Source organism: Lutispora sp., from assembly GCF_041687175.1.
GTDB lineage: Bacteria > Bacillota > Clostridia > Lutisporales > Lutisporaceae > Lutispora.
Genome location: NZ_JAWLCK010000017.1, coordinates 1 through 11,798, shown reverse-complemented (window position 1 = coordinate 11,798; position 11,798 = coordinate 1). Strand labels below are relative to the sequence as shown.

The 11,798-nt window shown below is 33.9% G+C and carries 12 protein-coding genes and 1 other annotated feature; of the genes, 11 read left to right on the top strand and 1 reads right to left on the bottom strand.

Annotated features, from left to right (window positions below; translation table 11 throughout):
* The first annotated feature begins 6 nt into the window (after nt 1-6).
* From dtd to ACESM9_RS04540, 11 genes are all read left to right on the top strand, one after another.
* The gene (gene dtd / locus ACESM9_RS04590; protein WP_372995753.1) at nt 7-456 is read left to right on the top strand and encodes a D-aminoacyl-tRNA deacylase; all 450 of its coding nucleotides are present in this window, start codon (nt 7-9) and stop codon (nt 454-456) included.
* A 56-nt stretch (nt 457-512) separates the two neighbouring features.
* Complete coding sequence (locus ACESM9_RS04585; protein WP_372995751.1) at nt 513-1,136, top strand: MBL fold metallo-hydrolase; 624 nt, start codon at nt 513-515, stop codon at nt 1,134-1,136.
* Between the two features lie 23 nt (nt 1,137-1,159).
* Complete coding sequence (gene hemZ, locus ACESM9_RS04580; protein ID WP_372995749.1) at nt 1,160-2,632, top strand: coproporphyrinogen dehydrogenase HemZ; 1,473 nt, start codon at nt 1,160-1,162, stop codon at nt 2,630-2,632.
* A 35-nt stretch (nt 2,633-2,667) separates the two neighbouring features.
* Nucleotides 2,668-2,878 (top strand) — a binding site (T-box leader).
* Nucleotides 2,879-2,935: 57 nt separating this feature from the next.
* Entirely contained in the window at nt 2,936-4,198 is a 1,263-nt protein-coding gene (hisS, locus tag ACESM9_RS04575; protein WP_372995747.1) for a histidine--tRNA ligase, read from the top strand.
* A 4-nt stretch (nt 4,199-4,202) separates the two neighbouring features.
* On the top strand, nt 4,203-5,969 hold the full coding sequence (aspS, locus tag ACESM9_RS04570) for an aspartate--tRNA ligase (protein WP_372995745.1): 1,767 nt from the start codon (nt 4,203-4,205) through the stop codon (nt 5,967-5,969).
* A 56-nt stretch (nt 5,970-6,025) separates the two neighbouring features.
* Nucleotides 6,026-6,730, top strand: a complete 705-nt coding sequence (locus ACESM9_RS04565) for a ThiF family adenylyltransferase (RefSeq protein ID WP_372995802.1) — start codon at nt 6,026-6,028, stop codon at nt 6,728-6,730.
* A gap of 66 nt (nt 6,731-6,796) precedes the next feature.
* On the top strand, nt 6,797-7,078 hold the full coding sequence (locus ACESM9_RS04560) for a metal-sensitive transcriptional regulator (protein WP_372995743.1): 282 nt from the start codon (nt 6,797-6,799) through the stop codon (nt 7,076-7,078).
* An 11-nt stretch (nt 7,079-7,089) separates the two neighbouring features.
* Nucleotides 7,090-7,521: a SoxR reducing system RseC family protein gene (locus tag ACESM9_RS04555; protein WP_372995741.1), complete on the top strand. Its 432-nt coding sequence runs from the start codon at nt 7,090-7,092 to the stop codon at nt 7,519-7,521.
* Between the two features lie 21 nt (nt 7,522-7,542).
* Nucleotides 7,543-7,869, top strand: coding sequence for a thioredoxin (gene trxA, locus ACESM9_RS04550; protein WP_372995739.1), 327 nt, complete (start codon nt 7,543-7,545; stop codon nt 7,867-7,869).
* Between the two features lie 123 nt (nt 7,870-7,992).
* Nucleotides 7,993-9,222: a serine hydroxymethyltransferase gene (glyA, locus tag ACESM9_RS04545; RefSeq protein WP_372995737.1), complete on the top strand. Its 1,230-nt coding sequence runs from the start codon at nt 7,993-7,995 to the stop codon at nt 9,220-9,222.
* Nucleotides 9,223-9,334: 112 nt separating this feature from the next.
* The gene (locus ACESM9_RS04540; protein WP_372995735.1) at nt 9,335-10,747 is read left to right on the top strand and encodes a sigma-54 interaction domain-containing protein; all 1,413 of its coding nucleotides are present in this window, start codon (nt 9,335-9,337) and stop codon (nt 10,745-10,747) included.
* Here the strand turns inward: ACESM9_RS04540 and ACESM9_RS04535 are convergent.
* Nucleotides 10,744-11,544, bottom strand: coding sequence for a histidinol-phosphatase HisJ family protein (locus tag ACESM9_RS04535; protein ID WP_372995733.1), 801 nt, complete (start codon nt 11,542-11,544; stop codon nt 10,744-10,746). The genes ACESM9_RS04540 and ACESM9_RS04535 overlap by 4 nt on opposite strands.
* Nucleotides 11,545-11,798: the final 254 nt, after the last annotated feature.

Below are 11,798 nucleotides of genomic sequence, written 5' to 3'. Positions count from 1 at the left end.
AAGTTTATGAGGGCAGTAATTCAAAGGGTAAAAAAAAGCCATGTTGAGGTAGATGGTAAAATTACAGGTCAGATAAATAAAGGTCTCATGGTTTTGCTTGGTATAAGTGATGAAGATAAAATAGAAGATATTGACTATATGGTTGATAAAATAACAAATCTGAGAATTTTTGAAGATGCTGATAACAAAATGAATTTGTCACTTCTTGATGTGGGAGGAGAAATTCTTGTTGTTTCCCAATTTACATTATATGGTGATTGCAGAAAGGGAAGGCGCCCAAGCTTCATAAGAGCAGCTAGACCTGATAAAGCTCAGGAACTGTATAATTTATTCATTAGTAAATTGGAAGGTATGAATATTGTTGTTCAATCAGGCATTTTTCAAGCTGATATGACCGTATATATAGAAAATGATGGCCCCGTTACTTTAATAGTAGATAGCGAAAAAATTATTTAAGATTTACAATTTTAATGACTAATAGATTTATAAAATCTTCGAGGGAGATGAGTTATTTGAAATTCAAGAGACTGCCTTTAGGAATATATCAAGCTAATTGTTATATAATATGGGATGAGCAATCAAAAAAAGCAGCTGTTATAGATCCAGGAGGAGATTTTGAAGAGTTAAATAAGTTTATAGAAAACAATAAACTCTCTGTTCAATATATATTGCTTACTCATGGCCATGGAGATCATATTGGCGCTGTAGCAGACGCAAGGGAGAACTATAAGGCTGAAGTAATGATTCACATGGATGATTATGATATGCTGAAAAATACGAATAAAAACTATTCAAGCCAAATGGGATATAACAAAATAGAAATAGAAGCTGATAAAAAAATAGTAGATGGAGACATAATAAATATCGGGGCAATATCAATGGAGATTATTCATACTCCTGGACATACAAGAGGGAGCATATGTATAAAGTGCGATAATGTTGTATTTTCAGGAGATACATTATTTGCTGGCTCTATTGGAAGAACAGATCTTGGTGGGGGGTCATTTGAAGACATTATTGGCTCTATTAAAAACAAATTACTCACTTTGCCCGATAATACAGAGGTTTATCCAGGCCATGGACCTTCAACAACTATTGAAATAGAGAAAAAACATAATCCTTTCCTAAAAAATTAAGATTCATTTAAGAGAGGATAAAGATGATAATATTAAAGTTAATAGGACATGAGTACTTTAATGAAGTATCAGATATAATAAAGATGTTTTATGGTAAGGAGTCAATTAAACCTTATGATAGTATAGAAAACTATGAAGATATGCAAGGCATATTACTGAACAGTGAAATTATAATAGATGATGAATTGACTTCTTTCATTTCATCTTATAAGGATTTAAAGAACAATAGTAATAATAGCTATACATTTACTAAGAACGGTAAAGTAATAGATCCTAGAGAGATTAAAAAAGCTCTGAAAGTATCCATGTATAAGTTGTTATCAGATATTACAGGCCATAATATAGCTTGGGGAATATTGACAGGTATCAGGCCAGTAAAAATTGTTCATAAGCTGTTTGAAGAGGGAATGAATGAGGAGCAAATTATTGCACATCTGAAAGATGAGTATTATGTTACTGAAGATAGAGCCTTACTGTCCATTAAAGTTGCTCAAGTTGAAAAGAAATATATAAGCAAAAATGATAATAATAAAATAGGTATTTATATTGGAATACCCTTCTGCCCCAGCAGATGTAATTACTGTTCTTTTACTTCAAATGCCATAGATAAAAATCGTGATTTAGTTCAACCTTATCTTGAAGCATTGATGTTGGAGATTAGAACTGTTTCAGAATATCTTAAGTCGAGGGGTGTTACAGCTCAGAGTGTTTATATTGGCGGAGGCACGCCTACCTCAATAAATGCTGATGAGTTGAGCACTCTAATACAATGTGTTAATGAATTCTGGGGTCAAAATGAAGAATTTACATGTGAAGCTGGAAGACCGGATACCATAACTGTAGATAAACTCAAAGCAATGAAAGAGTCTGGGATAACACGTTTAAGTATCAATCCCCAATCAATGGATGATGATACTTTGATGAGAATAGGAAGAAAACATACTCATACTCAAATTATTAAGAGTTTTCTATTAGCCAGAGAACTAGGTTTCGACAATATAAATATGGATATGATTCTGGGACTTCCAGGCGAAGGATTAGACCAAGTTGATAACACTTTGAATTGGATGAACAGGTTGAACCCTGAGAATGTAACAGTTCATACACTGGCCATTAAAAGAGCCTCGGTATACAATGAGATGAATCTTGATACTAGAAGCCATAATGATATTGTTTATAAAATGATGGAACTGGCTAGGAATAAGCTGGAAAACAATCAATACTATCCTTATTATTTATATAGACAGAAATATATGGCACAGAATCTGGAGAATATAGGATTTTGCAAAAAGGATAGGGAGTGTATATACAACATACAAATAATGGAAGAAAAGCAAAGTATCGTTGCTTTTGGTGCAGATGCTGTCACAAAAGCATATTTTCCTGAAGAAGATAGATTGGAAAGGCAGCACAACATAAAGGATTTAAGATTATATATAAAAAATATAGATAGTCAAATCAATAAAAAGGTTGATCTACTGAGTAAATTATATTGACAAAAATATGCAGTAAATATATAATGATAAACATTATAAAAGCGATGAAAGGGAAAGTAGATATTTGACACTTGACAGGGAGAGGGAGCCAATGATTGAGAGCCCCTTAAAGTAGGGAATATCGAAAGACACCCAAGGAGCTTCCAAATTGAAGTATATTAGATTTGGACGCATTTCCGCGTTAAGGAATAAGAGATGGATACTATCCAAGCAGGGTGGCACCGCGAGACTAACCTCGTCCCTGACATATTATGTCAGAGATGAGTTTTTTGTTTTATTCAAAAGGAAATTGGAGGGATATACATGAGAATTCAAGGACCAAAAGGTACAAAGGATGTTTTGCCTTCAGAAGTATTTAAGTGGCAATACATAGAAGGGAAAATAAGAGAGTTATGCTCTATAAACGGATATAGAGAAGTAAGAACACCTGTTTTTGAACATACAGAGCTCTTTCAAAGAGGTGTAGGCGAAACTACAGATGTAGTGCAAAAAGAGATGTATACATTCTTGGATAAAGGAGGTAGAAGCATAACATTAAAACCCGAAGGCACGGCTCCAGTAGTTAGAACTTTTATAGAAAATAGCATTTTCAATGATACTCAACCCACAAAGATGTATTATATAACCCCATGTTATAGATATGAAAGGCCACAGGCAGGGAGATTGAGAGAATTTCATCAATTTGGTATTGAAGTCTTCGGAACCCAGGATCCATATGTGGATGCGGAAGTAATAAGCGTAGGAATGACATTATTTGAATCCCTTGGAGTAAAGGATTTGGAACTCAGAATCAATAGTGTTGGTTGCCCAAAATGCAGAAAGGAATACAATGCAAAACTGAAAGCATTTCTAGAGCCTAAACTGGATAAACTGTGCAAATACTGCCAGGACAGATTTGATACAAATCCTTTGAGGATATTAGACTGTAAAGAAGAAAAATGCAAGGAGAATTTGGTAGATGTACCATTAATGCTGGATAATCTATGCGATGATTGCAAGAATCATTTTGAGGGATTGAAGAGAGGCTTAGAAATCATAGGATTAGATTACATAGTGGATCCTAGGATTGTAAGGGGATTAGATTATTATACAAAAACAGCCTTTGAAATAGTATCCAAAGATATAGGCTCTCAAGGAACCGTATGCGGTGGTGGAAGGTATGATGGATTGGTAGAGCAATGTGGAGGTCCAAGCACACCTGGTGTTGGATTTGGCTTAGGCCTTGAAAGACTGTTACTGACTATGGAAAGTCAGGGGATATCAATCCCTGAAACAGAAAGACCAGATTTATACATAGCTGCTATAGGTGAAAAAGCCAATGATAAAGCTATGGATTTGTTGTTTAAATTGCGAAGAGCAACTATCAAAGCGGAAAAAGACTATTTAAACAGAAGCCTAAAGGCTCAAATGAAATATGCCAATAAGATAAATGCCAGAAATGTAATTGTCATAGGTGATGAAGAGATTGAGAAGGGTATTGTGAGTATCAAGAATATGGAAAATGGAAAAGTTGTAGATGCTTCTTTGGTCAATATTTCTGACATAATAAACAAAATAAGGAGGTAAATCCATGGCTAAATATATAAGAACACATATGTGCGGAGAATTATCATTGAATAATCTTGGAGAGGAAGTATCCTTAACAGGATGGGTTCAAAAAAGCAGAGACCTTGGAGGTTTGCTTTTTATCGATTTAAGAGATAGAACAGGGATTTTGCAGGTGGTTTTTAATAAAGACATAGACTCTCAATTGTTTGAAAAAGCCCAAAAAGTCAGAGGAGAATATGTAATACATGTATCTGGTAAAATTGGTGAAAGAGCTGAAAATGCAATTAATAAGAGAATGAAAACAGGATATATTGAGTTGTTAGCATCAGATATAACCATTATAAGTAAATCAGAAACGCCTCCTATATATATTGAAGATGACTTGAATGTTTCGGAAAATTTGAGATTGAAGTATAGATATTTGGACTTAAGAAGACCTGTAATGCAGAACTTCTTCTTTGTCAGGCACAGAGTAAATAAGCTTATCAGGGATTATTTTGATAAGAATGGATTTATTGAGATCGAAACTCCTGTGTTGACAAAGACTACCCCTGAAGGAGCCCGAGATTATTTAGTGCCTAGTAGGGTACAGCCTGGAAAGTTTTTTGCTTTACCCCAATCGCCACAGCTTTTTAAGCAAATACTGATGGTATCTGGATTTGATAAGTACTATCAAATAGTAAAATGTTTCAGGGATGAAGATTTAAGAGCAGATAGACAGCCTGAGTTTACTCAGCTTGATATGGAAATGTCCTTTGTAGATGCAGATGATGTAATAAGTGTCATAGAAGGTCTTATGAAAGAGGTATTTAAAAATATAAAAGATCAGGAAATTTCTTTACCCTTGCCAAGGATGACATATAAAGAAGCTATGGAAAGATATGGTTCGGATAAGCCAGATATAAGGTTCGGATTAGAATTAAAGGATTTGGGGGATATCTTAACAGACAGCGAATTTAAAGTATTCTCTGAGACCATAAAAAATGGGGGCTGCATAAAAGCTATAAATGCTGAAGGTTGTGGTAGTAATCTAAGCAGAAAAGAGATTGATGGTCTTGGTGAGTTTGTGAAAACATATAGAGCAAAAGGACTTGCATGGATGAATTTTACAAAAGATGGCCTTAAATCACCCATAGCTAAGTTTCTAAAAGAAGAGGAAATTAAGTCAATAATTGAAAGAATGAATGCAAAAACAGGAGATATAATATTTATAGTAGCTGATAATAAAAAAGTCGTATATGATTCTTTAGGGCAACTAAGGTTAGAACTGGCCAGGAGATTCAATTTAGTAGATGAAAATAAAATTGGTCTGCTATGGGTTACAGAGTTTCCCCTGCTGGATTATGATGATGAAGAAAACCGATATGTGGCTATGCACCATCCTTTCACAAGCCCAATGGACGAGGATATTGAATTGTTGGACAGCGAACCTTTAAAAGCTCGAGCAAAGGCATATGATATCGTATTGAATGGTTATGAATTAGGCGGAGGAAGCATTAGAATACACGATAGTGAGATTCAGCAAAAGATGTTCAATCTTTTAGGATTCTCAAAGGATGAGGCTTGGAAAAAATTCGGTTTCCTACTGGAAGCATTCAAGTATGGAACACCACCCCATGGAGGTTTAGCAATTGGAATGGATAGACTTATAATGCTTCTTACAGGCACCGATAATATAAGAGATGTTATAGCATTTCCGAAGACCCAAAGTGCAAGCTGCTTAATGACAGATGCACCATCTTTTGCAGATGAAAAACAATTGGCGGAGTTAAAACTGAAAGTGGAATAGGAAATATGCCCTGCTTAAGAGTAAGCAGGGCACTTTTGGAGGTTATACAATTGAGTATGTATGAGAGAACACAGCTTCTAATAGGGGAAAAAGCCATCGAAAAACTTAAGGATAGTAAAGTAGCCATTTTCGGTATTGGTGGAGTAGGTTCTTTCTCTGCAGAAGCCTTGGGAAGATGCGGAGTTGGAAATCTTGTGCTGATAGATTATGATACAATCAATGTCACAAATATTAATAGACAACTTCATTCTACTACGAAAACAGTGGGCAGATACAAGGTGGATGTTATGCGGGAAAGGCTTCTAGAAATAAATCCACATATCAAGGTAACTGCTATTAATAGAAAATACCATCATGATATTGCTGATGAAATAATAAAAAAAGACTATGATTATATAATAGATGCAATTGATATGATTTCTGCAAAGATAAGCCTTATAGTGACGTCCATAAATAAGGGTATTCCTATTGTTAGCTCCATGGGAGCCGGTAATAAACTTGACCCTACGAAATTTGAAGTAACAGATATTTATAAAACTGAAATGTGCCCACTGGCTAAAGTTCTAAGATATGAGCTAAGAAAGCATGGTATAAAAAAACTTAAAGTTGTTTATTCAAAGGAAAAACCCATTAAAACCACAATGAAGATGCCGGAAAATCCATCAAAAAATGTACCAGGCAGTATTTCATTTGTGCCATCAGTTGCTGGACTTATACTTGCTTCGGTAGTTGTAAATGATATTATTAAGGATATCATTTAAATAGATATTGACATAAGGATTATATAGTATATAATTATATTATATACGGGTAGGGGGTATTAAGAATTGAAAACGATTGATAAAGAGGAACGAAAGCTAGCTATATTAAGCAGACTAAAAAAAGTTGAAGGCCAGGTTAAAGGAATACAAAGAATGGTTGAAGAAGACAAATGCTGTGGAGATATAATGATTCAGATATCCGCAGTTAGATCAGCCATCAATAAAATTGGTGGTCTTATGCTGGATGGCTATATAAAAGAATGTATACCTGAGGCTTATAAAAGAAGTGATGCTTCAGATGAAAGGCTAGACGAGTTGATAGATACTATAGTTAAATATGTGAAATGAAGGTAGATTTTATGAAAGAGATTGGCAGAATTATAGAAGTAAACAATGATACTGCAAAAGTACTGATAGCTAGACATGCCGCATGTGGTGATTGTGGTGCATGTCAAGTTGGAAGAGAAAATTTAAATATGATTCTTACTGCAGAGAACACTATTAATGGAAACCCAGGTGATACGGTAGAAATAGAATTAAAGACCGAAAATTTTCTTTTTGCCAGCTTTATAATGTATGGGATACCGTTGCTTGGATTAATTATTGGCCTGTTAGGAGGATATTATTCCGGAGGTGCTTTAGGATATGATGAGAGTAAGTCTCAGGTGATTGCAGCAGTATCAGGCCTGTTAATATTAACTATGAGCTATCTAGGAATAAGGTTTAATGAATCAAAGATAAAAAATATGCATAAATTCAAACCTGTTCTTATTAGAATTGTAAGAGATTAAAATATTGGAAGGAGTATAACAATGAGTGATAAAGTAAAGGCTGTAAATGAAAGTATGTTTAATAGTGAAGTGTTAAATTCAGATAAACCCGTATTGGTAGATTTCTGGGCAGCATGGTGTGGTCCATGCAGAATGGTATCTCCAGTGATTGACCAATTGGCTAATGAATACAGTGAGAAGATTAAAGTTGTCAAGGTAAATGTAGACGAGAATCCAAATTTAGCTTCTCAATACGATATAATGAGCATACCTTCAGTATTTCTATTTAAGAATGGAAAGAAGGTTGATGGGTTAATTGGGGTAAGACCTAAACAAATGTTTGAATCAATGATTAATAAACATATATAAAATGGCGTAATGCCATTTTATTTGTTTGTGAATGGCAAACAATTTATAAAATTTATATTTTTTGCTATGATTCTTATGGCTAAAAATATATAATATTATCAGAAATACAAAAGGAGGTATATCATGGAACTGGAATTAATTCGGAAAGTAGACTCTGAAATTGCAGAAGTAATAGAAAAAGAACTCAATAGACAGAGAGGAAATATAGAACTTATAGCCTCTGAGAATTTTGTAAGTCCTGCTGTGATGGCGGCTATGGGAACTATACTAACAAATAAATATGCTGAAGGTTATCCAGGTCGCAGATATTATGGAGGTTGTGAAGAAGTTGATATAGCAGAGAATCTAGCTAGAGAAAGATTGAAAAAACTCTTTAATGGAGAACATGCTAATGTGCAGCCCCACTCAGGAGCTAATGCAAACCTGGGAGTGTACTTTTCAGTATTAGAACCAGGTGATGTGGTATTGGGTATGAACTTATCCCATGGAGGCCATTTAACCCATGGAAGCCCAGTGAATATATCCGGTAAGTATTACAAGTTTGTAGCTTATGGTGTAGATGAGAACACTGGATTAATAGATTATGAAAAAGTAAGGCAAATTGCTAAGGAAAAAAAGCCTAAGTTGATAGTAGCCGGTGCTAGCGCTTATCCTAGAGTAATAGATTTTAAAAAGTTCAGGGAAATTTCTGACGAGGTAGGAGCAATGTTGATGGTTGACATGGCTCATATAGCAGGTTTAGTAGCAGCAAAGCTGCATCCAAATCCAGTAGATTATGCAGATTTTGTTACAACCACCACTCATAAAACCCTTAGAGGTCCGAGGGGAGGAGCTATAATATGTAAAGAAGAATTTGCTAAAGCTATAGATAAGGCTATTTTCCCAGGAATACAGGGAGGACCCTTAATGCACATTATTGCGGCAAAAGCAATATGCTTTAAAGAAGCTATGAGTGATGATTTTGCTGGTTATCAGAAACAAGTAATAAAGAATGCTCAAGCTCTGTCTCAAGCACTACAGGACGAAGGATTCAATCTAGTATCAAATGGTACTGATAATCATTTGATGCTAGTAGATCTTAGAAATAAAAACATTACAGGTAAAGATGCAGAGCATTTATTAGATGAAGTTGGTATTACAGTAAACAAGAATACAATTCCTTTCGACCCTCAAAGTCCTTTTATCACGAGTGGCATTAGAATTGGAACTCCTGCTGTTACTACAAGAGGATTCAAAGAAGATGATATGGTTGAAATAGCAAGAATTATAGCTCATATAATAAGTAAACCTGATGACATTGAAGCAACTAGAAAAAGAGTAAGGGCGCTCACAGATAAATACCAACTATACTAATAAATAAAGTGTTTGGTAGACCTGTTAAATATTGATATAATAAGAAGTAGGATTGTCCTACTTCTTTTGTTTTGAAACTAGATGTTTTAATGAATCTGATGAGGTGTTATAAATGGGTCTAAATATGCTTTATAAGTCTATATTAGAGACCATTATAGAGAATATTGATGCGGGCATACATGTTGTTGATAACGAAGGGAAGACGATTTTTTATAATTCTATAATGGGCGAACTTGAAGGATTAGATATTGATGAGGTCATGGGTAAAAATATACTGGAGATATTCCCTAGTCTCACTGAAAACACAAGCACTATACTTACAGTTTTGAAATCCAGAAAAGCTATTTATAATAAAAGTCAATCCTATCTTAATAACCATGGTAAACAGATAAAGACAATAAATAGTACAATACCTTTTAAAATATCTCCCGACAAATATGGTGCTGTTGAAATTGCAAAGGATATTACAAAGGTTAAAGAGTTATCTGAGAAAGTACAGATATTACAGCAAGTGTTAGTTGGAAAGGAATCCAACAAGGATAATATCAAAGGCTATACTTTTAAGTCTATCATTGGGGAAGATGATGATTTTTTAAATACTGTAGCTCTTGCTAAAACTGCAGCAAAATCCTCCTCAACAGTATTGATTTATGGTGAGACAGGCACAGGAAAAGAATTATTTGCTCAAAGCATTCACTATGAAAGCACCAGAAGCAGTAAGCCTTTTATTGCACAAAACTGTGCTGCCATACCAGAGTCTCTTTTAGAAGGTATTTTGTTCGGAACTGTAAAGGGAAGCTATACTGGTGCGGTTAACAGGCCTGGATTGTTTGAACAGGCTCATGGAGGCACCCTTCTATTAGATGAAATTAATTCAATGGGGCTTCAACTTCAAGCAAAACTTCTCAGAGTACTTCAGGAAGGATATATTAGAAGAGTAGGAGGGCTTAACGATATACCATGCGATGTAAGGATTATAGCTACAACAAACGAAGAGCCTGAAAAATCTGTAGCCTCAGGAGCATTAAGAAAAGACTTATATTATAGATTAAATGTGATATATCTAAAGATACCTCCATTAAGAGAGAGAAGGTCTGATGTACTGCTTTTATCTGAGTATTTTATAAAGAAATTCAATACTGTCCTGAAAAAAGATGTATGGGATATTTCCAATGAAGTAAAAAATGCTTTTATGAACTATGATTGGCCAGGCAATGTAAGAGAATTAGAAAATTGTATAGAAAGTGCTATGAACATTGTAACAAAGGATCATATGCTTAAGCCCCATCATTTCTCTAATATGAAACCAATATTTAATAACAGTAAGAGCAATACTAACTATCGGTTGTTAATACATGAAGGAAAGAGTCTTGACGGGATTTTAGAAAGTATTGAAAAAGAATTGATAATAGACGCTTTGAAGGAGTGTTCCTTTAACATTACAAAGAGTGCTAATAAACTAGGAATAAAAAGGCAGAATCTTCAACACAAAATTAAAAAATACAAAATAAGGATAGAAAGCTAGTCTATCCTTATGAACAATGGTTTTCTCTTCTTAAATATGCAGTAGTATTTATAACCTAAGGATTTTAATAAATCCAGGACTTCTGTGAAACCATAACCCAAGTCATCGGGTCTGTGAGCATCAGAGCCAATAGTTATTATTTCACCACCTAAGTTTTTATATAAAACTAGTATTTCTGTCAAGGGGTGGAAAGAGGATAGCCCATACCTCTTTCCTGAAGTATTGATTTCTATTCCTTTGTCATTGATAATCAGAGTCTTTAATATATCAGCAATGTAATCCTTATATAAATCAAACTGAAAATCTCCTTCTCCATTATTCAAATATCTTCTAACAACATCTATATGACCTAGCGAATCAAAATCTTTGAAAGAAATAATTGATTTTTTTAAATCCCCAAAATAGGCTAATATACCTTCATGATTATTTCTGCCTTGCAAGAAATCACCCTTATAAAGTTCCTTTTTATCTACTACATGGATGGAACCCAATACAAAGTCAATGTCTGGTTTAGATGAGAAAACAGTGTTTTTTTTAGAGAGATGTGGTTGCATTCCAAGCTCAATGCCTTTATAAATCTCAATCTTATCATTATACCTTAAGATTAAACTATCTATTTCATTGCTATACTTTTCATAATCAAAAACCTCAGTATTATCTGGATAATCAATGTCTATATGATCTGTAAAACATATTCCTTTTAAGCCTTTAGTTATTGCACTATCACAGATGTTTTTCGTTGTAGACCAAGGATATGAATCATTTGAATATATTGAATGAATGTGTAAATCGTACAATTGTATTCTCCTTTACTCTCTTATTAATTATTAATTCAACAAATATATTGTATGATTAATATTATAAAAGATCAAATAATTAAGAAAAGCAAATATATTTGCTATAAAGCAAATATATTTGCATATGAAATAATTTGTTTGAAAATTATGAAGATAAATTATGCAATAATCATTGAAAATATTGTTAAATTACAATAAATTATAAGAGAGTAAAGGAGAATACAATTGTACGATTTACACATTCATTCAATATA

Bases quoted from the DNA above. Each gene is read 5' to 3' on its own strand.
- dtd (WP_372995753.1), top strand. From the start codon at position 7: ATGAGGGCAGTAATTCAAAGGGTAAAAAAAAGCCATGTTGAGGTAGAT.
- hemZ (WP_372995749.1), top strand. From the start codon at position 1,160: ATGATAATATTAAAGTTAATAGGACATGAGTACTTTAATGAAGTATCA.
- hisS (WP_372995747.1), top strand. From the start codon at position 2,936: ATGAGAATTCAAGGACCAAAAGGTACAAAGGATGTTTTGCCTTCAGAA.
- aspS (WP_372995745.1), top strand. From the start codon at position 4,203: ATGGCTAAATATATAAGAACACATATGTGCGGAGAATTATCATTGAAT.
- ACESM9_RS04565 (WP_372995802.1), top strand. From the start codon at position 6,026: ATGTATGAGAGAACACAGCTTCTAATAGGGGAAAAAGCCATCGAAAAA.
- ACESM9_RS04555 (WP_372995741.1), top strand. From the start codon at position 7,090: ATGAAAGAGATTGGCAGAATTATAGAAGTAAACAATGATACTGCAAAA.
- trxA (WP_372995739.1), top strand. From the start codon at position 7,543: ATGAGTGATAAAGTAAAGGCTGTAAATGAAAGTATGTTTAATAGTGAA.
- glyA (WP_372995737.1), top strand. From the start codon at position 7,993: ATGGAACTGGAATTAATTCGGAAAGTAGACTCTGAAATTGCAGAAGTA.
- ACESM9_RS04540 (WP_372995735.1), top strand. From the start codon at position 9,335: ATGGGTCTAAATATGCTTTATAAGTCTATATTAGAGACCATTATAGAG.